This window comes from Kluyvera georgiana ATCC 51603, from assembly GCF_001654985.1.
GTDB classification, from domain to species: domain Bacteria; phylum Pseudomonadota; class Gammaproteobacteria; order Enterobacterales; family Enterobacteriaceae; genus Kluyvera; species Kluyvera georgiana.
Map to the genome: position 1 here is coordinate 1 of NZ_LXEU01000096.1, position 20,629 is coordinate 20,629.

Annotated in this window: 21 protein-coding genes and 1 pseudogene; 13 read left to right on the forward strand and 9 right to left on the reverse strand. The window is 55.2% G+C overall.

The genetic code is table 11. The annotated features are described in order from the left end of the window. Positions 1-17: 17 nt before the first annotated feature. The 3 genes from M989_RS22570 to M989_RS22580 form a co-directional block, all read right to left on the reverse strand. The gene (locus M989_RS22570) at positions 18-1,247 is read right to left on the reverse strand and encodes an MFS transporter (RefSeq protein WP_064549127.1); all 1,230 of its coding nucleotides are present in this window, start codon (positions 1,245-1,247) and stop codon (positions 18-20) included. A gap of 106 nt (positions 1,248-1,353) precedes the next feature. Continuing rightward, positions 1,354-2,478, reverse strand: coding sequence for a dienelactone hydrolase family protein (locus M989_RS22575; protein WP_420811680.1), 1,125 nt, complete (start codon positions 2,476-2,478; stop codon positions 1,354-1,356). 167 nt (positions 2,479-2,645) lie between these two features. After that, positions 2,646-3,230, reverse strand: coding sequence for a Maf family protein (locus M989_RS22580; protein ID WP_064549131.1), 585 nt, complete (start codon positions 3,228-3,230; stop codon positions 2,646-2,648). A gap of 142 nt (positions 3,231-3,372) precedes the next feature. Between M989_RS22580 and yceD the strand changes: the two genes are divergently transcribed. The 8 genes from yceD to fabF all read left to right on the forward strand — a co-directional run bounded on the left by yceD (position 3,373) and on the right by fabF (position 9,706). After that, on the forward strand, positions 3,373-3,894 hold the full coding sequence (gene yceD / locus M989_RS22585) for a 23S rRNA accumulation protein YceD (protein WP_064549133.1): 522 nt from the start codon (positions 3,373-3,375) through the stop codon (positions 3,892-3,894). 16 nt (positions 3,895-3,910) lie between these two features. Beyond that, positions 3,911-4,084: a 50S ribosomal protein L32 gene (gene rpmF / locus M989_RS22590; protein WP_064549135.1), complete on the forward strand. Its 174-nt coding sequence runs from the start codon at positions 3,911-3,913 to the stop codon at positions 4,082-4,084. Positions 4,085-4,164: 80 nt separating this feature from the next. Next, on the forward strand, positions 4,165-5,220 hold the full coding sequence (gene plsX, locus M989_RS22595) for a phosphate acyltransferase PlsX (RefSeq protein ID WP_074398851.1): 1,056 nt from the start codon (positions 4,165-4,167) through the stop codon (positions 5,218-5,220). 63 nt (positions 5,221-5,283) lie between these two features. Beyond that, the gene (locus tag M989_RS22600; RefSeq protein WP_064549139.1) at positions 5,284-6,237 is read left to right on the forward strand and encodes a beta-ketoacyl-ACP synthase III; all 954 of its coding nucleotides are present in this window, start codon (positions 5,284-5,286) and stop codon (positions 6,235-6,237) included. Positions 6,238-6,254: 17 nt separating this feature from the next. Continuing rightward, entirely contained in the window at positions 6,255-7,184 is a 930-nt protein-coding gene (gene fabD / locus M989_RS22605; protein ID WP_064549141.1) for an ACP S-malonyltransferase, read from the forward strand. Between the two features lie 11 nt (positions 7,185-7,195). Beyond that, positions 7,196-7,930 carry a 3-oxoacyl-ACP reductase FabG gene (gene fabG, locus M989_RS22610; protein WP_064549143.1) on the forward strand — a complete coding sequence of 245 codons (735 nt, stop codon included), beginning with the start codon at positions 7,196-7,198 and terminating at the stop codon, positions 7,928-7,930. A 209-nt stretch (positions 7,931-8,139) separates the two neighbouring features. Then, the gene (acpP, locus tag M989_RS22615) at positions 8,140-8,376 is read left to right on the forward strand and encodes an acyl carrier protein (RefSeq protein ID WP_000103754.1); all 237 of its coding nucleotides are present in this window, start codon (positions 8,140-8,142) and stop codon (positions 8,374-8,376) included. Positions 8,377-8,464: 88 nt separating this feature from the next. Continuing rightward, positions 8,465-9,706: a beta-ketoacyl-ACP synthase II gene (gene fabF / locus M989_RS22620; protein WP_064549146.1), complete on the forward strand. Its 1,242-nt coding sequence runs from the start codon at positions 8,465-8,467 to the stop codon at positions 9,704-9,706. Positions 9,707-9,769: 63 nt separating this feature from the next. On the opposite strand, the gene M989_RS22625 is transcribed toward fabF, so the two are convergent. From M989_RS22625 to M989_RS22650, 6 genes and pseudogenes are all read right to left on the reverse strand, one after another. After that, positions 9,770-10,294 carry a fimbrial protein gene (locus M989_RS22625; RefSeq protein ID WP_064549148.1) on the reverse strand — a complete coding sequence of 175 codons (525 nt, stop codon included), beginning with the start codon at positions 10,292-10,294 and terminating at the stop codon, positions 9,770-9,772. A gap of 13 nt (positions 10,295-10,307) precedes the next feature. Then, positions 10,308-10,829: a fimbrial protein gene (locus M989_RS22630; protein ID WP_064549150.1), complete on the reverse strand. Its 522-nt coding sequence runs from the start codon at positions 10,827-10,829 to the stop codon at positions 10,308-10,310. A gap of 12 nt (positions 10,830-10,841) precedes the next feature. Further along, a complete protein-coding gene (locus tag M989_RS22635) occupies positions 10,842-11,831 on the reverse strand; it encodes a fimbrial protein (RefSeq protein ID WP_245191287.1) in 990 nt (329 codons plus the stop codon). 16 nt (positions 11,832-11,847) lie between these two features. Then, positions 11,848-14,394, reverse strand: coding sequence for a fimbria/pilus outer membrane usher protein (locus M989_RS22640; protein WP_064549154.1), 2,547 nt, complete (start codon positions 14,392-14,394; stop codon positions 11,848-11,850). A gap of 34 nt (positions 14,395-14,428) precedes the next feature. Further along, a pseudogene (locus M989_RS22645) lies at positions 14,429-15,105 on the reverse strand (fimbrial biogenesis chaperone). A gap of 78 nt (positions 15,106-15,183) precedes the next feature. Further along, positions 15,184-15,726, reverse strand: coding sequence for a fimbrial protein (locus M989_RS22650; RefSeq protein ID WP_064549156.1), 543 nt, complete (start codon positions 15,724-15,726; stop codon positions 15,184-15,186). A gap of 370 nt (positions 15,727-16,096) precedes the next feature. On the opposite strand from M989_RS22650, the gene pabC reads away from it, so the two are divergent. Genes pabC through M989_RS22675 form a run of 5 tightly spaced genes read left to right on the forward strand, consistent with a single transcriptional unit; the run spans position 16,097 to position 20,367 of the window. Continuing rightward, positions 16,097-16,906, forward strand: coding sequence for an aminodeoxychorismate lyase (gene pabC / locus M989_RS22655; RefSeq protein ID WP_064549158.1), 810 nt, complete (start codon positions 16,097-16,099; stop codon positions 16,904-16,906). A gap of 1 nt (position 16,907) precedes the next feature. Next, the gene (yceG, locus tag M989_RS22660) at positions 16,908-17,930 is read left to right on the forward strand and encodes a cell division protein YceG (protein WP_064549160.1); all 1,023 of its coding nucleotides are present in this window, start codon (positions 16,908-16,910) and stop codon (positions 17,928-17,930) included. After that, positions 17,920-18,561: a dTMP kinase gene (gene tmk / locus M989_RS22665; RefSeq protein WP_064549162.1), complete on the forward strand. Its 642-nt coding sequence runs from the start codon at positions 17,920-17,922 to the stop codon at positions 18,559-18,561. Before yceG ends, tmk begins: the two co-directional genes overlap by 11 nt. After that, on the forward strand, positions 18,558-19,562 hold the full coding sequence (holB, locus tag M989_RS22670; RefSeq protein WP_064549163.1) for a DNA polymerase III subunit delta': 1,005 nt from the start codon (positions 18,558-18,560) through the stop codon (positions 19,560-19,562). The genes tmk and holB overlap by 4 nt, the downstream gene beginning before the upstream one ends. Before the next feature lie 10 nt (positions 19,563-19,572). Further along, entirely contained in the window at positions 19,573-20,367 is a 795-nt protein-coding gene (locus tag M989_RS22675; RefSeq protein ID WP_064549165.1) for a metal-dependent hydrolase, read from the forward strand. Positions 20,368-20,629: the final 262 nt, after the last annotated feature.

Below are 20,629 nucleotides of genomic sequence, written 5' to 3' on the forward strand. Positions count from 1 at the left end.
GCCGCCTGGCCCGTTTTTTATGCCTTGCGAAGACGAACGGCAACGCTTTTCTCTTTAATCGGCAGGTTCACCAGCGCCGCCAGCAGCGCTAGCGCGATATCCGCATACCACACCCACGTCAGGCTGCCTTCATATTGCATCGCGACGCCGCCCAGCCACGCACCGAAGAAGGCGCCAATCTGATGGCTAAACAGCGTAAAGCCAAACAGTGTGGCCAGGTAGCGCGTGCCGAACAGTTTGCCAATGATACCGGTGGTGGGCGGTACGGTGGCCAGCCAGGTAAAACCGATGGCGCAAGCAAAGAGATAAAAAGCCGTCTCGGATTTTGACGATAGCAGGAAGAGGGCGATCATTACCGCGCGCGAGGCGTAGAGTACCGCCAGAATGTACTTCATCCGATAGCGCTTGCCGAGAAACCCTGCCACGATGCTGCCGACAATGTTGCACAGACCAATCAGCGACAGGCTGATGGCGGGCACCGTGGCGTCGTGGCCGCATAGGGCCGCTTCTGTAGGCAGGTGGGTCGTCAGAAACGCTACGTGAAAGCCGCAGGTCAAAAAGCCTGCGTGCAGCAGCAAATAGCTGGGATTGCGAAAGGCGAGGGCGATCTGCTGCTTTAATCCCGCATCGGCTGCAATATGAACGGTGGGGGCTGCCGCCTGACGCTTTGCGCCACGGCACAGCAGCCATGATGGGAAAATGGTGGCCAGCGCGGCCATTGCCAGAAAGACCAGCCCGGAAGCCATCCCGCGCAGGCCGATAATCAACTGTACCAGCGGCGCGAAGATAAACTGGCCAACCGAGCCCCCGGCGTTAATCAGCCCGCTGGCCATTGAGCCTTTATCGGTCGGTAGCCGGCTGGCCACGACGCCAATCAGTACCGAAAAGCTGCCTGCCGCTGCGCCCGCCGGGCTGAGAAGGCCCTGGGCCAGCGTTAATGGCAGGAACGACGCCGCCCAAAGCGTCCCCAGTTGCCCCAGGGCAATCATGACTGCGCCGAGTACCAGCACGCTGAATGCGCCGCGTTTATCCGCCCATGCGCCAAATAGCGGCTGGAAAGCGCCCCACATCAGTTGGCCGATAGCCAGCGCCATGCTGATTTCGGCAATACTCATTGAGGTTTGCATGACGATCGGATGAACGAACAGACCGACGGTCTGACGGATGCCCATCGTGATCATCAGGATCACGCTGGCGAGCGTTATTGGCAGCCATAGAGAAGCAGCGGATTGCGATGGGGTGCTCACGATGCACTCCTGTTGTCATTGTTATCAATGACGAGAGAGTACTGAGAGCGACGCTAAAATGCTACGTTCCCTCAGCCCGCCGTCGCGGTGAGCTGAGGGGAAAAGGTTAAGGTTTTAACCATTTATCCAGCCAGGGGAAGACTTCCTCCTGCTGTTGCCGGTAAAAGACGTGCCCAAGCTCTGGCCAGCTCTTCGTCACCAGCATATCGTCGGCTTTTTGCGAGGCCCACACTTTGTGGACTTTGGCAAAGGCATCGCTCACCGCTTTCGCCGGGAACAGCTTGTCCTGTCCACCGCTGAAAATCAGCATCGGTTTCGGTGCGGCAATGCTGGCAATATCGGGGATATCCATCTTTGCGGGCATTCCCGGATGCAGCATATAAAAGGCCGACTGCCCGCGCAGCACGTTGTTACCCGGCGTCATCAGGCCATCGTAGGTGCCGAACCAGGAGATAACCGCCGTGGCCGCCACCTTCCCGGAAAGCGCCGCCAACTGCCAGGCGCGGAAGCCGCCCATTGAGAAGCCCAGTACGCCGATGCGTTTGCTATCGACCCCTTTCAACGAGGCGACAAAGTCAACGGTACGCATATCTTCATAGGCAACCTCACCGGCCAGCGAACGTCCGAGATTGAAATAGTTACTGGCTAGCGCCTGCTGCTGCTCATAAACCATCGGGCCACGGTCGCCCCAGCCGGGGCTGTCGATGGCGATAACCACATAGCCGCGTTTAGCCAGCTCGTCGCCGATAAAACGTCCGCTGAAGAACTTATCGGCCCACGCCTGGGCGCTGGCGAGCTGCTCGGCATTGCCCCACGGGCGAATCAGCTTCTCTTTACCGATATCAAACTTTGAACCGTGGTCATGAAGCAGGACTATCGCCGGGTGCGGGCCGGGCGTTTTTGGCGTCAGCATCAGGGCGGAGATGCGGTTATCGTCGGTAATGTTGAGCGCGAGTTTTTTTGCGGTGTAGCTGCCACGGTCTTCACTGGCGATAATCTGCTCATCGAACGGTTTGGTAGCGTCCGGCGTTAGCAACGCCTGGCGGAATTCCTGGCGCGCGTGCTGCTGCCAGCTTTTAAAATCAGAATAATGCCCGGAAAGCCATGAGTCAGGATATTGCATCTGAGTTTTCATCTGTTGCCAGCTGGCAGGAAGGTTGCCTTCAACAACGCCTTGTTTCTGCCAGTCATCAGCGGCATTAGCCTGAGTTGCGGTTAGTATTGCCAGCATAAATAATATTTTACGTTTGCCACGCATGCTCACCCCTTAAATCAAAACAATGTTTCAATATGGAGTCAGGGATTTTAGCGGCGCTGGAAAAATAAACTGTGATCGCAGAAGGAATAAGCAAAATTGCGGGTGGGGCGTCGCATAGCTCGGCGACGCCTGGCGTGGCGCTAATCTAACAGCGGATTATGATTTTCTCGTCGTAACATTTTGCACAGCGCAATCAGCGGTAAACCGACCAGGGTATTCGGATCGCGTCCTTCAAGACGGTCGAAGAGGGCAATGCCCAGACCTTCACTTTTGAAACTGCCGGCGCAGTTGAGCGGATTTTCTTTGCGAATATAGGTGGCAATTTCCTGTTCGCTCAGATGGCGAAAATGTACATCAAACGGTTCACATTCCGTCTGGAGATGACCATTTGCTGAATTATACAGCGCCAGTCCGGTATAAAAGGTCACCACATTTCCGCTGGCTTTTTTTAATTGTAAGCGCGCATTTTCCTCGGTATGCGGTTTGCCGGTAATTTCCCCTTCCAGCATACAGACCTGATCGGAACCAATAATAAGATGGTTCGGAAAGCGTTCCGCCAGCGCCTGTGCCTTTAGCTGCGCCAGTCGCAGCACCAGACTGCGCGGGGTTTCGCCAGGTAGCGGCAGTTCGTCAATCTCCGGCGCGGCGCATTCGAAGGCGATATCGAGCTTCTCAAGCAGCTGTTTGCGATAAGGGGAGGTGGAGGCAAGAATCAAATCAGGCATAATTTTTCAAATAGACTGTAGCGAATTAGATTCCGACATTTTAAACTATAGACCGCAATGTGTGCGAATTATTGGCAAAAGGCAACCTGAGGCTGCCTTTTTCTTTGACTCTATGACGTTACAAAGTTAATATGCGCGCCCTATGCAAAAGGTAAAATTACCCCTGACTCTCGATCCGGTTCGTACGGCTCAAAAACGCCTTGATTACCAGGGTATCTATACCCCCGATCAGGCGGAGCGCGTCGCCGCGTCCGTAGTCAGTGTAGACAGTGATGTGGAATGCGAAATGTCCTTCGCTATCGATAACCAACGCCTCGCGGTCATCACCGGTGATGCGAAGGTCACGGTATCGTTGGAATGTCAGCGTTGCGGGAAACCGTTTACTCATCATGTTTACACAAAGTATTGTTTCAGCCCGGTCAAGAATGACGATCAGGTTGAGGCACTCCCGGAAGCGTATGAGCCGATTGAGGTTAACGAATTCGGTGAAATCGATCTGCTGGCGTTGGTTGAAGATGAAATCATCCTCTCCTTGCCGGTAGTTCCGGTGCATGATTCTGAACACTGTGAAGTGTCCGAGGCGGACATGGTCTTTGGCGAATTGCCTGAAGAGGCGAAGAAACCAAACCCATTTGCCGTATTAGCCAGCTTAAAGCAAAAGTAATTGAGGAGTAAGGTCCATGGCCGTACAACAGAATAAACCAACCCGTTCCAAACGTGGCATGCGTCGTTCTCATGACGCTCTGACCGCAGTCACCAGCCTGTCTGTAGACAAAACTTCTGGTGAACAACACCTGCGTCACCACATCACTGCCGACGGTTACTACCGTGGCCGTAAGGTAATCGCTAAGTAATCACGCGCAAGCGTGATTATGCTTAGTGAGGAATTTCCCCGTTCACGCGGGGAAACACCGAACCAGGCGGCGAAGATACCTTGACACGTCTAACCCTGGCGTTAGATGTCATGGGGGGCGATTTTGGCCCTTCCGTGACGGTGCCTGCAGCATTGCAGGCACTGAGTTCTAATCCGCAACTCTCACTTCTATTAGTCGGCAATCCCGACGACATTACGCCATTACTTGCCAGAGCTGACTTCGAACAACGTTCGCGTTTGCAGATTATTCCTGCCCAGTCGGTTATTGCCAGTGATGAGCGGCCATCGCATGCTATCCGCCACAGCCGCGGTAGTTCAATGCGCGTGGCGCTGGAGATGGTGAAAGAAGGGCGTGCTGAAGCCTGCGTCAGTGCGGGAAATACCGGCGCGCTGATGGGGCTGGCCAAATTGCTGCTCAAGCCCATTCAGGGGATTGAGCGCCCGGCGCTGGTGACGGTGTTACCGCATCAGCAGAAGGGCAAGACGGTAGTGCTGGACCTTGGCGCTAACGTCGACTGTGACAGTACCATGCTGGTGCAGTTTGCCGTCATGGGGTCGGTGATGGCTGAGGAAGTGCTGGGGATTGCTAACCCGCGCGTGGCCTTGCTTAACATCGGTGAAGAAGAGATTAAGGGTCATGATAGTATTCGTGATGCCTCATTAGTGCTAAAAACAATCTCTTCTCTGAATTATATCGGCTATCTTGAAGCCAATGAGCTGTTAACGGGCAAAACCGACGTTCTGGTTTGCGACGGCTTTACAGGAAACGTCACCTTAAAGACGATGGAAGGGGTAGTGCGTATGTTCCTTTCGCTGCTGAAATCGCAGAGCGAGGGGAAAAAACGGTCGTGGTGGCTGATTTTATTAAAGCGTTGGTTACAAAAAAGCCTGACAAGGCGATTCAGTCACCTCAACCCCGACCAGTATAATGGCGCCTGTCTGTTAGGATTGCGCGGCACGGTGATTAAGAGCCATGGCGCTGCTAATCAGCGAGCCTTTGCAATCGCCATTGAACAGGCAGTGCAGGCGGTGCAGCGACAAGTTCCTCAGCGAATTGCCGCTCGCCTGGAATCCGTATACCCCGCAGGGTTTGATAGAGCGGAGTCTGGCAAGTAATCAAGCCAGCTGCGCCGTGTGTCAAACTGGGCGGCTATATTAGCGAAAAGTGACTGAGCGTACATGTATACGAAGATTATTGGTACCGGCAGCTATCTGCCTGAGCAAGTGCGGACTAACGCCGATCTGGAAAAAATGGTTGATACGTCTGACGAGTGGATTGTCACCCGTACAGGTATCCGTGAGCGCCGTATTGCTGGCCCTGATGAAAACGTGTCTACGCTGGGTTACGAAGCGGCCAAACGCGCGCTGGATATGGCGGGCATCGAGGCAAGCGAGCTGGGGCTGATTGTGGTTGCGACCACGTCTGCTACCCATGCGTTCCCGAGCGCGGCCTGCCAGATTCAGGACATGCTGGGCGTGAAAGGCGCGCCGGCATTTGATATCGCTGCGGCCTGCGCGGGCTTTACCTATGCGCTGAGCGTGGCCGATCAGTACGTGAAGTCCGGTGCGGTGAAATACGCGCTGGTCGTCGGTGCGGATACGCTGGCGCGAACCTGCGATCCTACCGATCGCGGCACGATCATTATCTTCGGTGATGGCGCGGGCGCCGTCGTGCTGGGCGCCTCCGAAGAACCGGGGATCATCTCTACCCATCTGCATGCAGACGGTAGCTACGGTAAGCTGCTGACGCTGCCGAACGCCGATCGCGTCCACCCGGAAAACGCCATCCATCTGACGATGGCCGGTAACGAAGTCTTTAAAGTCGCGGTGACCGAGCTGGCGCACATCGTTGATGAAACGCTGGAAGCCAACAACCTCGACCGTTCCGAGCTGGACTGGCTGGTGCCGCACCAGGCGAACTTACGTATTATCAGCGCGACGGCGAAGAAGCTCGGCATGTCCATGGACAACGTCGTGGTGACCCTTGACCGTCACGGCAATACCTCGGCCGCTTCCGTGCCGTGCGCGTTTGACGAAGCTGTCCGCGACGGCCGCATTAAGCGCGGTCAACTGGTGCTGCTGGAAGCCTTCGGCGGCGGGTTCACCTGGGGCTCTGCGCTGGTTCGTTTCTAAGTATAAGGATAAAAAACATGACGCAATTCGCTTTCGTGTTCCCTGGGCAGGGTTCACAGGCGGTAGGCATGCTGTCTGAACTGGCAGCAACCTACCCGGTTATCGAAGAAACTTTTCATGAAGCTTCCGCAGCTCTGGGCTATGATCTGTGGGCGCTGACCCAGCAGGGTCCTGCTGAAGAGTTGAACAAAACCTGGCAGACTCAGCCTGCGCTGCTGACCGCTTCCGTTGCGCTGTATCGTTTATGGCAGCAGCAGGGCGGTAAAGCGCCGGCGCTGATGGCCGGTCACAGCCTGGGCGAATACTCCGCGCTGGTTTGCGCGGGTGTGATTGCTTTCGCTGACGCGGTGCGTCTGGTTGAGATGCGCGGCAAGTTTATGCAGGAAGCCGTTCCGGAAGGTACCGGCGGCATGTCGGCTATCATCGGCCTTGACGATGCGGCTATCGCCAAAGCGTGCGAAGAATCTGCCGAAGGGCAGGTTGTCTCTCCGGTTAACTTCAACTCGCCGGGCCAGGTGGTTATCGCCGGTCATAAAGAAGCGGTTGAACGTGCGGGCGCAGCCTGTAAAGCCGCTGGCGCGAAGCGTGCGCTGCCGCTGCCGGTCAGCGTGCCGTCTCACTGCGCGCTGATGAAGCCTGCCGCTGAGAAACTGGCGGTTGAGCTGCAAAAAATCACCTTTAACGCGCCGACCGTTCCGGTAGTGAACAACGTCGACGTGAAGTGCGAAACCGACGGCGACGCGATTCGCGACGCGCTGGTTCGCCAGCTGTACAGCCCGGTTCAGTGGACCAAAACCGTTGAGTTTATGGCTTCCCAGGGCGTAGAGCATCTGTATGAAGTTGGTCCGGGTAAAGTCCTCACCGGCCTGACCAAACGTATTGTAGATACCCTGACTGCATCGGCCATCAATGAGCCGGCTGCCCTGTCAGCGGCACTTGCGCAATAAAAGAGGAAAGCATGAGCTTTGAAGGAAAAATTGCCCTGGTAACAGGTGCAAGCCGCGGTATTGGCCGCGCAATCGCTGAAACTCTCGTCGCTCGCGGCGCAAAAGTTATCGGCACTGCGACCAGCGAAAGCGGCGCGCAGGCGATCAGTGACTATCTGGGTGCTAACGGTAAAGGTCTGATGTTGAATGTGACCGACCCGGCATCTATTGAATCTGTTCTGGGAAATATCCGCGCGGAATTTGGCGAAGTCGACATTCTGGTCAATAATGCCGGGATTACTCGTGATAACCTGTTAATGCGCATGAAAGATGACGAGTGGAACGATATCCTCGAAACCAACCTGTCATCTGTTTTCCGTCTGTCAAAAGCGGTAATGCGCGCTATGATGAAAAAGCGTCATGGGCGTATCATCACTATCGGTTCTGTGGTTGGTACCATGGGAAATGCGGGTCAGGCTAACTACGCTGCGGCGAAAGCGGGTCTGATTGGCTTCAGTAAATCACTGGCGCGTGAAGTTGCGTCACGCGGTATTACTGTGAACGTTGTTGCTCCGGGCTTTATTGAAACGGACATGACGCGTGCGCTGACCGATGAGCAGCGTGCGGGTACACTGGCGGCAGTTCCTGCGGGGCGCCTCGGCTCTCCAAATGAAATCGCCAGTGCGGTTGCATTTTTGGCCTCCGACGAAGCAAGTTACATCACTGGTGAAACGTTGCACGTAAACGGCGGGATGTACATGGTCTGATCGTGTTTTGCACAAAGTGCTCAGACAACGGGCAATCTACGTATGTCTGAGTATGATTAGTGCAAAATCATTTGCGTTATGAGGGCAAAAACCCGCAAAATAGCGTAAAATCGTGGTATGACCTGCCGGGATTTAGTTGCAAATTTTTCAACATTTTATACACTACGAAAACCATCGCGAAAGCGAGTTTTGATAGGAAATTTAAGAGTATGAGCACTATCGAAGAACGCGTTAAGAAAATCATCGGCGAACAGCTGGGCGTTAAGCAGGAAGAAGTGACCAACAATGCTTCCTTCGTTGAAGACCTGGGCGCAGATTCTCTTGACACCGTTGAGCTGGTAATGGCTCTGGAAGAAGAGTTTGATACTGAGATTCCGGACGAAGAAGCTGAGAAAATCACCACCGTTCAGGCTGCCATTGATTACATCAACGGTCACCAGGCGTAAGTGAACATCTCCAGGCGGTCATTCGACCGCCTGAGTTTTATCCTTTTGTCCCACAAGTATCTATTTAATCCCTCCCTGGAGGACAAACGTGTCTAAGCGTCGTGTAGTTGTGACCGGACTGGGCATGTTGTCTCCTGTCGGCAATACCGTAGAGTCTACCTGGAAAGCTCTCCTTGCCGGTCAGAGTGGCATCAGCCTGATCGACCATTTCGATACTAGCGCCTATGCAACCAAATTTGCTGGCTTAGTAAAGGATTTTAACTGTGATGACATTATCTCGCGTAAAGAACAGCGCAAGATGGATGCCTTCATTCAATATGGAATTGTCGCTGGCGTTCAGGCCATGCAGGATTCTGGCCTTGAAATAACGGAAGAGAACGCTCACCGTATTGGCGCCGCTATCGGCTCCGGTATCGGCGGTCTCGGTCTTATTGAAGAAAACCATACCTCTTTGGTAAACGGTGGACCGCGTAAGATTAGCCCGTTCTTCGTTCCGTCGACGATTGTTAACATGGTGGCAGGTCACCTGACCATCATGTTCGGTTTGCGTGGGCCAAGCATCTCTATCGCGACCGCCTGTACTTCCGGTGTGCATAACATCGGTCAGGCAGCACGTATTATCGCCTATGGCGATGCGGATGCGATGGTTGCCGGTGGCGCAGAAAAAGCCAGTACCCCGCTGGGTGTCGGTGGCTTCGGTGCTGCGCGCGCGCTGTCTACGCGTAACGACAACCCGCAGGCGGCAAGCCGTCCGTGGGATAAAGAGCGCGACGGCTTTGTGCTGGGTGACGGCGCAGGCATGGTGGTACTCGAAGAGTACGAGCACGCGAAAAAACGCGGCGCGAAAATCTATGCTGAAGTCGTTGGTTTTGGTATGAGCAGCGATGCGTACCATATGACGTCACCGCCGGAAAACGGCGCGGGCGCGGCGCTGGCGATGGTTAACGCCATTCGCGACGCGGGCATTGAAGCGGGCCAGATTGGCTACGTTAACGCCCACGGTACCTCTACGCCAGCGGGCGATAAAGCAGAAGCGCAGGCCGTGAAGTCTGTCTTCGGCGACGCCGCCAGCCGCGTACTGGTCAGCTCCACCAAGTCGATGACCGGCCACCTGCTGGGCGCGGCGGGTGCAGTAGAATCTATCTACTCTATCCTCGCGCTGCGCGATCAGGCCGTTCCGCCAACCATCAACCTGGATAACCCGGATGAAGGTTGCGACCTGGACTTCGTGCCTCACGAAGCGCGTCAGGTAAGCGGCATGGAGTACACGCTGTGTAACTCCTTCGGCTTCGGTGGTACCAACGGCTCGCTGATTTTCAAACGCGTGTAGTTGGTCGCAAAGCCAAAAAAAACGGAGCGCTTAGCGCTCCGTTTTTTTTGGCCCTGAACACGGCTACTGGTAAGTAAAGGTAAGCTGAATGGTGGTTTTAAATTCGCCAGCGGTGACCGCCCCTGTCGGGGTATACATCCGCGCAGATAACGGAAAAACCGCCCGGCGGCTGGTGCTATCCACGGGGGTTGCCAGTTCACCTGCCGGTGATATCTCGCTGAGGTGGTCGCGGGTCATGATTTGCAGCGCCATACCGCTGGCGCTGCCCTGGGCGTTGGCGAATTTGGTGATGTCATCGGTATCCGCATCGCCGCTGAACAATGCCGTGACCAGGGTGGTTGACGGCGGGCAAGCGGAGAGCGTTAGCGTGAAATCCTGCCATTCGCTGGTATCGCCAACGTTTGGGTAGTCAACGGCGCGCGCCTGTTCGAAGGTGACCGTCTGTTCTTTGGTTCCCGTATCCACCGTACAGGCGGAAGCCACCACGGTGCCGCTCAGATTAATATCGGTAGCCTGTACAGCATGAAGGCCGCTCGCCGCCCACAGGCAGGCCAGGGCAGGCAGCAGTTTGCTTATCCGGTGCGCCATTGTCTCTCCTGAATTACTGATAGGTAAAGGTGGCTTGTACCTGCCCCACAATGGTTCCAGGCATCACGCTACCGTTCGACACGGCGCGTGCGCGCATTACCAGGTCATAGGCGTGAGAAGCGGTGGGGATAGCGACGTTCTCTAATTTTGCTCCATTCTTATAGGCGCTGTTGCTGCTGCTGTCCGTCAGTTCCAGCTTCAGATTGGTGGCAGTGCCGGTATTTTTATAGTAGTTGGTGTCGGTGTCGGCGGTCCCGGAGAACGCCACGCTAAACGAAGTCGTAGAGGCCGGGCAACTGGTCAGCTTCAGCGTCACGTCAGTCCATGTGGTGGCGCTGCCGCTGGCTGACAACGTATCTGCCTGAATATTATCACCTAAGTTGACGGCCAGAGAGTCGTTATTGCCGTTAACCACGCAGGGTGAAGCGACAACCTTACCCGTGATATCGATATTGACCGCCTGACTGGTCGCTGAGAACAACCCTGCGCAGACCAGCAGACTCAGCGCCATTTTGTTTCCGTTTACGATGTGCATAAATAGTCCTTGTTAGTTGTAGGTCACTTTGAGTTCAATGGCTGATTTGACGTTGCCTGCCCTGACGCGGCTGGCATCGTCAATGAAATAGGCCACTTTAAAATCGGGCAGGGTATAGTCGCCGGAGCCATCGTAATTGCTCACTGGGATGGAGCCATTTACTCTATGAGGCGTACCGTCGGCGTTTTGCACCTGGATATAGACGTTTTGCGCGTAGCCTGTGCCGGTCACGGTATTCACGACGCCGTTGCTCGCTTTATGGGTGCCGTAAACCGCAGAGAAATTGTAGGTGATGCCGTTAATGGCGCCCGGGCAGTTGGTCAGTTGTATGGTTTCCGCCTGCTGGCTACCCTGCGCGCCGTTTTGCAGCGTGTTGCCGTATAAGGGCGCAAGCTGGATTTCAGTGGGGGCAACGATTTTGCAGGCGTTGTATTTCGGCTGCGTGGCGGCGGCGCTGGTATAAATTAACCGCGAGATAACCGCATCGCCGAGACCGTCTGGGTTGTGAAAAATAGCCGTAACCTGCGGTAAAGAGGTAATCTTGCCCGCAGGGACCTTATCCGTCAGCCTGACTAACTGATAGTAAACGTGCAGAAAGGAAGATGAAACGACGCCAGTTTCGATACCTAAATTGAAGCGAAAATCGGGTGCGGTTTCGCCATTTCCACCCGTATTGGTTATATTCGTAATGTTAGTTTTGTACTTGATGCCTACACCGGGGTTGCTGGTGGCGTAAGTGTTTTCGCCCACAAGTGAACCATCGACCTGTAGCGTCACGAAAGAACCTGTGGTTGAACTTGGTTTTATTTCAACACTGACAGAACCCGCGTCTTCCCACCAGCCGGAGCTTGCGCCTGCGGTAGCGGGGATACCAACAGTCCAGTTATCAAGATCGTAGCTCATCGTATGTGTGCCGACTGAGCTAAAATAGTCGGCCTGCGCCGTATGAGCGATAAACAAATTGCTGACAATCAGTAGAGGGAGTAGCCGCGCTCTCATCATAGATATCCTTTTATTTTTACTGACATGATGTTTTTACTTCCAGTACGCCGCTGGCGGGTGTGGCGCTGGGTAATTGCCAGTTTATGCGGCACTGCTGAGCGGGCCCCTGGCCCCATTTCGCCAGTGCCGTCCCGCTATCATCCATCCCCGTCAGATAAACCTGACCGTTGTCGCCGACTATACTGCCAGCGGTGTTGTCAGCGTTGGTCACCAGCGCGCCAAATGGCACGGCCTCGCCGTTGCTGCGCGTCAACGTCATCAGCACCCGTTTGCCCACGCGAGTATCAAAATGCGCGCGCACAATCGCACCGCGTGTTGGCGTAATGATTTTGTTGGTCAGTTCGACGTCGGCGCCGTCGGGCAGGGTGGCGGTGTCCAGCGATACCGTTGATTCTCGGTAGGGCGTGACGTACGGCACCACGGTGTAGCCGCGAAAATCGGTTCTGACCCCGGTTTGGTTGCTGACGGTCACGCCGCCGGCGCCGGGCGCTTCCACCAACGCGGAGGTTTCACCCAGCGCCTGGCTCAGCGTTACGCCGTGCGCGTGCGCCACGACGCCGCCTTCAATGCCGTAGTTAACGCGCTTTTGATCGTGGTCATAGCTGTAGGCGGTGTTGAGCCGCGCGTAAGTGCCCTGGTAATCCAGGCTAGCATAGCGGCTGCTGCCTTCGCCGTGGTTGGTTTCACTCTGCTGCACGTTCCAGCTAAGGTTCCGGTCCTCCAGCGTCGAGCCATTCAGCCCCACGCTATGGCTGGTATCGCCGCGCTTGCTGCTGTTCACGCTGTAGCTGGCGTAGCTGTTGCTCAGCCAGCGGTCGAGCGGCACGTTAACGCTGAGCGAGAAGATCTGATCTTCGTCGTACACTTTGTCGCTGTCGTTATCCTGGGTGTTGCGGTTATAGCTGTAGTTCAGGTTCCAGGTGACGACGCCCCAGCTGTTGCTGTAGCCCACGCCGATAGATCGCATCTGGCGGCTGCTGTTCCAGTAGTCTTCGCTCATTGCGTTGAGGGACAGGGAGCCGAGGTTTTCCCCCAGGTTCTGATTGAGCATGAACTCGGCGCGGTTGCGTCGGCGATCGTGATTGAGCTCGCGGTCATCGTCTCGCCAGGTGTCCAGCACTTCGGATAGGGTATAAAAACCGGATGTTGAATAGCGGTAGCCTGAGATAGAGATATTGGTTCCGGTTTCAACAATGTTTTTGCTGTATCGAATACGCCAGGACTGGCCGCTCTCTTTCTCTTCGTCCTGCGGCGTCGACCATGACTGAGTGCCGTCGACGGATATGGCCCCCAGCGTACCAAAGTTTTTACCCACGCCGCCGAGCAACGACTGATAATGCTGTGAGAACTGGCCGCCGCCGTAAACGGTAAAGCCAGCGGGCAGACCGTAAATAGCGGTCCCCTGGGTAAACATCTCTTTGTCGATTGCGTTATCGTAGGGGCGATACTGGCCGCTGGTGAGGCTGTATTTCAGGCGGCCTTCGCGCTGCAGCACCGGCAGGGAGGCGAAGGCGACCGTCTGGTGCTGTTCGCTGCCATCGGCTTCTTTAATTGTTACGTCCAGATCGCCGCTGCTGCCGGTAGGGTACATGTCGGCGATCTCGAACGCGCCCGGTGATACGTAGCTCTGGTAGATGGTGTAACCGTTCTGCTTGATGATCACCTGGGCATTGGTGCGCGCAATGCCGCGCACGACCGGCGCATAGCCGCGCAGGCTGTCGGGCAGCATATCGTCGTCAGACGCCAGCTGGGCGCCGCGGAAGGGCACGCTGTCAAACATATCGGACGGCGCGGTGCTGTCGCCGAGCGTCAGCTGGCTTTTCAGGGCGAGGATATTGCGTTGGGCATAGGTGTACAGTGAATCCCAGCTTTCATCCGCGTCAGAGCCGTTGATGTTTCGATTCCAGGTGCTGTAGTTTCGTATGCGCCACGGCCCGATATTCAGACCCGGACGCAGGCTCAGATAATAGCTGTCAGAGTCCGTCATCCCGCTCTGGCGCGCCTCAGTATTTGCGCCGGAAAAGCTGTAGTTAAGCAGCAGCGCGTTAATTCCTTCATCAAGCTGCTCGGGCGGGACATAGCCACGCGCGTGATTATTGATAGCGGCCTGGGGAATAGAGAAGATCAGCTGCTGGCGCTCAAAGACGAACTCGGCGTGACTCTGGGGAATCGCCGCCAGATTCACGCAATCACCTTCGGACTTCAGGCCGGGGAAGGCGTCGGTTCGCACGCCAAATTCGCCCAGCATATCGAGGCTAAGACAGGGCTGCAGCGTGGAATTCCCCTGGGCGTCTTTCTGCATGGCAAACTTGATGTCATGCGTACCAACGGTGGTCTTATTGACAACCACATCAACGCGATAGGTGCCTGGCATTTGTCCCACGCCTTCTTCAAAGGCGGAGAGGTCGGTTAACTCTTTGCCAGGGCCGTCAATGCCCAGCAATGCCGGGTTGAAATATTCGCGGGCCATGGCCGGATTAAATAACGGGAGCGCGCACTGTAGCGCAATAAAGCAGGCTATTCGGCTGAAGCTCATTGTTTTTTTGTTAGCTGCTGCTGTCATTCCGATATCCTTTCGGAGAAATAATCAAATGGCCTCACAGAGGTGAGCGGTGTTCATTGCCGGCGGAACCGTAATCGCTAATAAGCGTCCAGCGGACATCGCCCGCAGCGCTGTTGGCGGGGATCGTGAATGTGGCGGTACTCATTGGCGCAACATAGGTGGCGTCTTTTACGGTGCTGCTCCCGACCTTTAACGTACTGAAGTTCATGTAGTAAGCAGTAGGGTTGGTGACGGTCAAGCTGCTACCGCTGCGTTTCCAGGTCAGTTTTTCAGTGACATTTTCCGGCTGCTGGCTGAGCGCCTGCGGGCGATAGATCAATTTGATGCGCGTTTTCACCGCGATTTGCAGGGTGTTAACATTATCCTGTTTCTCGGTGGCCGGAATGGATTTAATATTCATCCAGTACAGTGATTCTCTGTCTTCCGGGAGGTTGCCACCGGTGCGGATAATACGCAGCGTGTTCTCCTGGTCGGCCCCCAGGCGGAATAACGGCGGAGTCACCATAAATGGTGATTTATCGGTGCTTTTTTCTCCGCTGTCGCTCCATGACTGAATCAGATAGGAGGATTTATCCGGGTTTTTAACGCTAATAGACGTTTCTTTTTATTCCCGTTATAAATAATTCGCGTTCCACCGACAACAATGCCGGCCTGTGCGGCGCTCATTGAAAATAACAAAGTGGCGGCAATTAATTGGCTATATCGTTTCATTTTTATTTCCTGAAAAAGTAAAGTCGGATGAGTCCGACTTTACTTTCGTCATTAATGGGGAATAAAGATACGGCGTGATTAGTTGTAGGTCAGCATGAAGTTGACGGAGCCGTTAGCATCACCACTTTTAACGGAGGCATCGGTCGCAATATAGCGAGCGAAGAAGTCCAGTGTGGTTTCTGCGGCTGCGTCAGAGGCAATGGTCACCGCTTTAGAGGCGGTACCCAGCGGCAGCTCGGAGCCGTCGGCGTTCAGCAGCTGAATGGCTACGCCGGATGCAACGGTTGCATCGCCGTAACCGGTTAACTGCAGGTAATCATTGTTGACAGAATCCGGGGTGCCATCATATTTGACGCTCACCGGCTTGTTGGCCAGCTCAGTTGGGCAATCGGTTAATACCAGAGAGAATTTGGTGGTTGCCGCGCTGTCGCCAGCGGCAGTGAACGCTGTTCTGACGACTTCACCCAGTTTAACGTCCTGAGTGTCGGTCACGCTGCCGTTAATCTTACAACCGGCTTCGATGATTTTACCGGTGAAGTTAACCTGGCCATCCTGTGCCATAACGGAAGAGGCGAGGCCCGTGGCGGTGAAAAATGCGACAGCGGCTAATTTTCCTTTCATTACTCAATATCCTTGTTGGCGGTTTTAATTTTTTGCATACAGACTCAGAGAAAAGAGATATCATTCTTTGGGTATTGTTTATTTCATCTTGCGCAGTGCGTTAATTCAAAGGTGCAGGATATGTTAAATTATGTGTTACGCATTTCTCTGTAACAATAAATAATATCTAAATGATGTTTTTCATTTCAATTAAATAATGCATATTTAGTATGTTTCCTCTGCAATTTGTATTTCCTGGTTGAATTTCGTTGTCTTCATATATAAAAAATAAATATGACTATCCTTGCAACGTCCTGTGCTGAAAGTAATATAAAACTTGCAGATGGCTCGTGCGCCTGACACTCTTGAACATGATTGATATGGAGGGTGAATGTTTTTAATCCATCACAATGAAGAACGAGGGCTGGCAACGAACGATCGTGGTCTGCAATTCGGCGATGGTTGTTTCACTACGGGGCGAATTGTTGCCGGAAAGATAGCGTTGATTACCCATCATCTGCTTCGTCTACAGCAGAGTTGTGCACGGCTGGCTATCCCGTTTACTGAATGGGAGCGGCTGACGGCTGAAATGCGCACGTTGGCCGGCCCGCAGGAGAGTGGCGTACTCAAAGCGATCGTTACGCGTGGCGTCGGCGGCCGCGGCTATAGCGCCGCTGGCTGTCAGCAGCCGACGTGTATCCTGAGCGTTTCACCTTATCCCCTGCACTATGCTGCCTTGAAAACCACGGGTGCCACCCTCGCGCTTAGCCCCGTTCCGCTGGGGCGAAATCCGTATCTGGCGGGGCTGAAGCATCTCAATCGCCTTGAGCAGGTACTGATTCGTTCTCATCTTGAGCAGACAAACGCCGATGAGGCCCTTGTCCTTGACAGCGACGGGTGGCTTACGGAATGCTGTGCCGCTAATCTGTTCTGGCGCTGCGGGCGCGATGTGTATACGCCACGGCTTGACCAGGCGGGGGTGAACGGTATTATGCGGCAATTTATTATCGCCCGGCTGGCACACTCGCCGTACCGCGTTGTCGAAGTGAATGCGCGGCCAGAAGCGCTGGCGCAGGCGGATGAAGTGATTATCTGCAACGCGCTGATGCCGGTGATCCCCGTGCAGCGCTACGCGGCATGGCAGTGGCCTTCCCGCGAGCTTTATCAATTTTTAGCCCCAATTTGTGAGTCGTCTGATTAGCATGATGAAACTGTTACGCTTTGTTCTGTTGGTATTGATTGTTCTCGGCATTGCCGCTGGCGTCGGTATGTGGAAAGTGCGTCAGATGGCGGATAGCGCGCTGCTGATTAAAGAAGATACCGTCTTTACGCTGAAAGCGGGGACCGGGCGCCTGGCGCTGGGCGACCAGCTGTATGCCGACAAGGTGATAAACCGCCCGCGCGTTTTCCAGTGGCTGCTGCGCCTTGAGCCAGAACTCTCGCATTTTAAGGCCGGTACCTATCGCTTCACCCCGCAAATGACCGTCCGCGAGATGCTGCAGCTGTTAGCCAGCGGTAAAGAAGCCCAGTTCCCGCTGCGCTTCGTTGAAGGGATGCGTCTGAGCGATTACCTGAAGCAGCTGCGTGAGGCACCTTATATCAAGCACACGCTCAGCGATGATAGCTACGCCACCGTCGCGAAAGCGCTGGCGCTGGACAACCCTGAGTGGGTTGAAGGCTGGTTCTGGCCGGACACCTGGATGTATACCGCCAATACCACCGACGTGGCTATCCTCAAACGCGCGCATCAGAAGATGGTGACCCAGGTCGATAAAGTCTGGGAAGGGCGGATGGACAACCTGCCGTATCAGGATAAAAACCAGCTGGTAACCATGGCGTCGATCGTTGAAAAAGAGACGGCGGTGCCGGAGGAACGCGATCGTGTGGCGTCGGTGTTTATCAATCGATTGCGCATCGGCATGCGTCTGCAGACGGATCCAACGGTCATCTACGGGATGGGGGAGCGCTATGACGGCAAAATCTCTCGTAAGGATCTTGAGACCCCAACCGCGTATAATACCTACACGATTTCCGGCCTGCCGCCGGGGGCGATTGCCAGCCCGGGCGAAGCGTCGCTGAATGCCGCTGCGCATCCGGCTAAAACGCCGTATCTGTATTTTGTGGCAGATGGTAAAGGCGGGCATACGTTTAATACCAATCTTGCAGACCATAACCGGTCGGTGCAGGGTTACCTGAAAGTGCTAAAGGATAAAAATGCGCAGTAATTACATCGTCATTGAAGGACTGGAAGGGGCGGGCAAAACCACCGCGCGGGATGTGGTTGTGGAAACATTGCGCGACCTCGGCGTGAACGACCTGCTGTTTACCCGCGAGCCGGGGGGGACCGTGCTGGCGGAAAAGCTGCGCAGTCTGGTGCTGGACATTAAATCGGTCGGCGACGAAGTGATTACCGATAAAGCGGAAGTATTGATGTTCTACGCCGCCCGCGTGCAGCTGGTTGAGACGGTGATCAAACCGGCGCTGGCAGGCGGGCAGTGGGTGATTGGCGATCGTCATGACCTTTCCACCCAGGCCTACCAGGGCGGTGGTCGCGGTATCGATCGCACGATGCTGGCGACGTTGCGCGACGCGGTGCTGGGGGATTTTCGCCCGAACCTGACCCTTTACCTCGACGTGACGCCGGAAGTGGGCCTCAAACGCGCCCGTGCTCGTGGCGATCTCGATCGCATCGAGCAAGAGTCGCTCAACTTCTTTAACCGCACCCGCGCGCGCTATCTTGAGCTGGCGGCGGCGGATGACAGCATTATCACCGTTGACGCGACTCAACCGCTGGAGAAAGTAATGAGCGATATTCGCGCCGCGGTCACCGCGTGGGTAGCGGAGCAGCAGGCATGAAATGGTATCCGTGGTTACGTCCGCCGTTTGAACAGCTCGTTTCGAGCTATCAGGCCGGACGTGGTCACCATGCGCTGTTAGTTCAGGCGCGCGGCGGTATGGGGGCCGATTCGCTGGTCTACGCCATCACCCGTTTTTTGATGTGCCAGAACCCGGACGGTCATAAAAGCTGCGGCCAATGCCATAGTTGTCAGCTGATGCAGGCGGGGACACACCCTGACTACTACGCGCTGCAGCCCGAGAAGGGCAAAAGTACGTTAGGCATCGACGCGGTACGCGAGGTGAGCGAAAAGCTGTATGAACATTCTCGCCTGGGCGGGGCAAAGGTGGTGTGGATAGCGGATGCTACGCTGCTGACCGAAGCCGCCGCCAACGCGCTGCTGAAAACGCTGGAAGAACCGCCGAAAAATACCTGGTTTTTCCTCGCTTGCCAGGAGCCTGCTCGGCTGCTGGCAACGCTGCGTAGCCGCTGTCGTTTTTTCCATCTGGCGCCGCCGAGCGAGCAGTACGCGCTGGCGTGGCTGGAGCGAGAAAACAGCGCCTCGCGCGATACGCTGCTGACGGCGCTGCGATTGTCCGATCATGCGCCCGCCGCGGCGCTGGATCTGTTGGCCCCTGAGACCTGGGCCACGCGCGAAAAATTTTGTCAGGCGCTGGGCGTGACGCTCAACAGCGGCGACTGGCTGGCATTTATGCCATCGCTGAACCATGATTCAGTCGTGCAGCGTTTACACTGGCTGTCATCGTTGCTGCTTGATGCCCTCAAATATCAGCAGCGTATTACGCGGCTGACCAATGCCGATAGCCTGACGCTGGTAGCCCAGCTGGCGCAAACGCTTTCTGCCGCGCGCCTGCAGGCGATTGTCGCCGATGCATGCGCCTGCCGTGAACAGCTGCAAAGCGTCACGGGGCTGAACCGCGAACTTATTCTCACCGAGCGCCTTCTGCGCTGGGAACACTATCTGCAACCTGGTGCGGTGCTGCCGGTATCTCACCTCTAAGAGAGACATCATGTTTTTAGTCGACTCGCATTGCCATCTCGATGGCCTTGATTATCAATCCCTGCATAAAGACGTGGATGACGTGATGGCGAAAGCCGCCGCGCGCGACGTCCGCTTTGCCCTGGCCGTCGCGACGACGCTGCCGGGCTACCGTCATATGCGTGAACTGGTGGGCAACCGCCCGGAAGTGGTCTTCTCCTGCGGTGTGCATCCGCTCAATCAGGATGAACCGTACGATGTTGAAGCGCTGCGCCGTCTGGCGGCAGAAGAGGGCGTGGTCGCGATGGGCGAAACCGGCCTTGATTACTTCTATACGCCGGAAACCAAACCGCAGCAGCAGCTGTCGTTTCGCCACCATATTCAGATTGGCCGTGAGCTCAACAAGCCGGTGATCGTCCATACCCGTGACGCGCGCGCCGATACGCTGGCCATCCTGCGGGAAGAAAAAGTGACGGATTGCGGCGGTGTACTACACTGTTTCACTGAAGACGTGGAGACGGCAGGAACGCTACTGGATATGGGGTTTTACATCTCGTTTTCCGGGATTGTGACCTTCCGTAACGCGGAGCAACTGCGCGAAGCCGCGCGCTATGTTCCGCTGGACAGGCTGCTGGTCGAGACCGATTCGCCTTATCTGGCGCCGGTACCGCATCGGGGTAAAGAGAACCAGCCGGCGATGGTGCGCGATGTCGCTGAGTACATGGCGGTGTTGAAAGGCGTAAGCGTTGAACAGCTGGCTCAGCAGACTACTGAAAACTTCTCGACTCTCTTCCATATCGATCCCGCGCGTCTGCAATCCGCCTGATTTCCGAGCTTATTTTATTGCTCGTAATTAATGGTTAAAGCGAGTACAGTTCACCGCCGTAAAAGTGGCGGTGAATGTTAATCTTGCAACATACAGACACGTTTTCTGTAAAGAAGATTAGGTTTTTTCGCCATAGCTCTTTGAAACGTGATAACCGTCAAACAAAATCGCGGGGATTTATTTTACTCTGTGTAATAAATAAAAAGGGCACTTAGATGTCCTGTCCCTGGTGAGTCTCTCCCCTCTCACCGATGCGTGAAAA

Excerpts from the sequence above, each read along its gene's own strand:
- M989_RS22575 (WP_420811680.1), bottom strand. The coding sequence starts at position 2,478 with ATGCTGGCAATACTAACCGCAACTCAGGCTAATGCCGCTGATGACTGG.
- M989_RS22580 (WP_064549131.1), bottom strand. The coding sequence starts at position 3,230 with ATGCCTGATTTGATTCTTGCCTCCACCTCCCCTTATCGCAAACAGCTG.
- yceD (WP_064549133.1), top strand. The coding sequence starts at position 3,373 with ATGCAAAAGGTAAAATTACCCCTGACTCTCGATCCGGTTCGTACGGCT.
- rpmF (WP_064549135.1), top strand. The coding sequence starts at position 3,911 with ATGGCCGTACAACAGAATAAACCAACCCGTTCCAAACGTGGCATGCGT.
- M989_RS22600 (WP_064549139.1), top strand. The coding sequence starts at position 5,284 with ATGTATACGAAGATTATTGGTACCGGCAGCTATCTGCCTGAGCAAGTG.
- fabD (WP_064549141.1), top strand. The coding sequence starts at position 6,255 with ATGACGCAATTCGCTTTCGTGTTCCCTGGGCAGGGTTCACAGGCGGTA.
- fabG (WP_064549143.1), top strand. The coding sequence starts at position 7,196 with ATGAGCTTTGAAGGAAAAATTGCCCTGGTAACAGGTGCAAGCCGCGGT.
- acpP (WP_000103754.1), top strand. The coding sequence starts at position 8,140 with ATGAGCACTATCGAAGAACGCGTTAAGAAAATCATCGGCGAACAGCTG.
- M989_RS22625 (WP_064549148.1), bottom strand. The coding sequence starts at position 10,294 with ATGGCGCACCGGATAAGCAAACTGCTGCCTGCCCTGGCCTGCCTGTGG.
- M989_RS22630 (WP_064549150.1), bottom strand. The coding sequence starts at position 10,829 with ATGCACATCGTAAACGGAAACAAAATGGCGCTGAGTCTGCTGGTCTGC.
- M989_RS22635 (WP_245191287.1), bottom strand. The coding sequence starts at position 11,831 with ATGATGAGAGCGCGGCTACTCCCTCTACTGATTGTCAGCAATTTGTTT.
- M989_RS22640 (WP_064549154.1), bottom strand. The coding sequence starts at position 14,394 with ATGACAGCAGCAGCTAACAAAAAAACAATGAGCTTCAGCCGAATAGCC.
- M989_RS22650 (WP_064549156.1), bottom strand. The coding sequence starts at position 15,726 with ATGAAAGGAAAATTAGCCGCTGTCGCATTTTTCACCGCCACGGGCCTC.
- pabC (WP_064549158.1), top strand. The coding sequence starts at position 16,097 with ATGTTTTTAATCCATCACAATGAAGAACGAGGGCTGGCAACGAACGAT.
- yceG (WP_064549160.1), top strand. The coding sequence starts at position 16,908 with ATGATGAAACTGTTACGCTTTGTTCTGTTGGTATTGATTGTTCTCGGC.
- tmk (WP_064549162.1), top strand. The coding sequence starts at position 17,920 with ATGCGCAGTAATTACATCGTCATTGAAGGACTGGAAGGGGCGGGCAAA.
- holB (WP_064549163.1), top strand. The coding sequence starts at position 18,558 with ATGAAATGGTATCCGTGGTTACGTCCGCCGTTTGAACAGCTCGTTTCG.
- M989_RS22675 (WP_064549165.1), top strand. The coding sequence starts at position 19,573 with ATGTTTTTAGTCGACTCGCATTGCCATCTCGATGGCCTTGATTATCAA.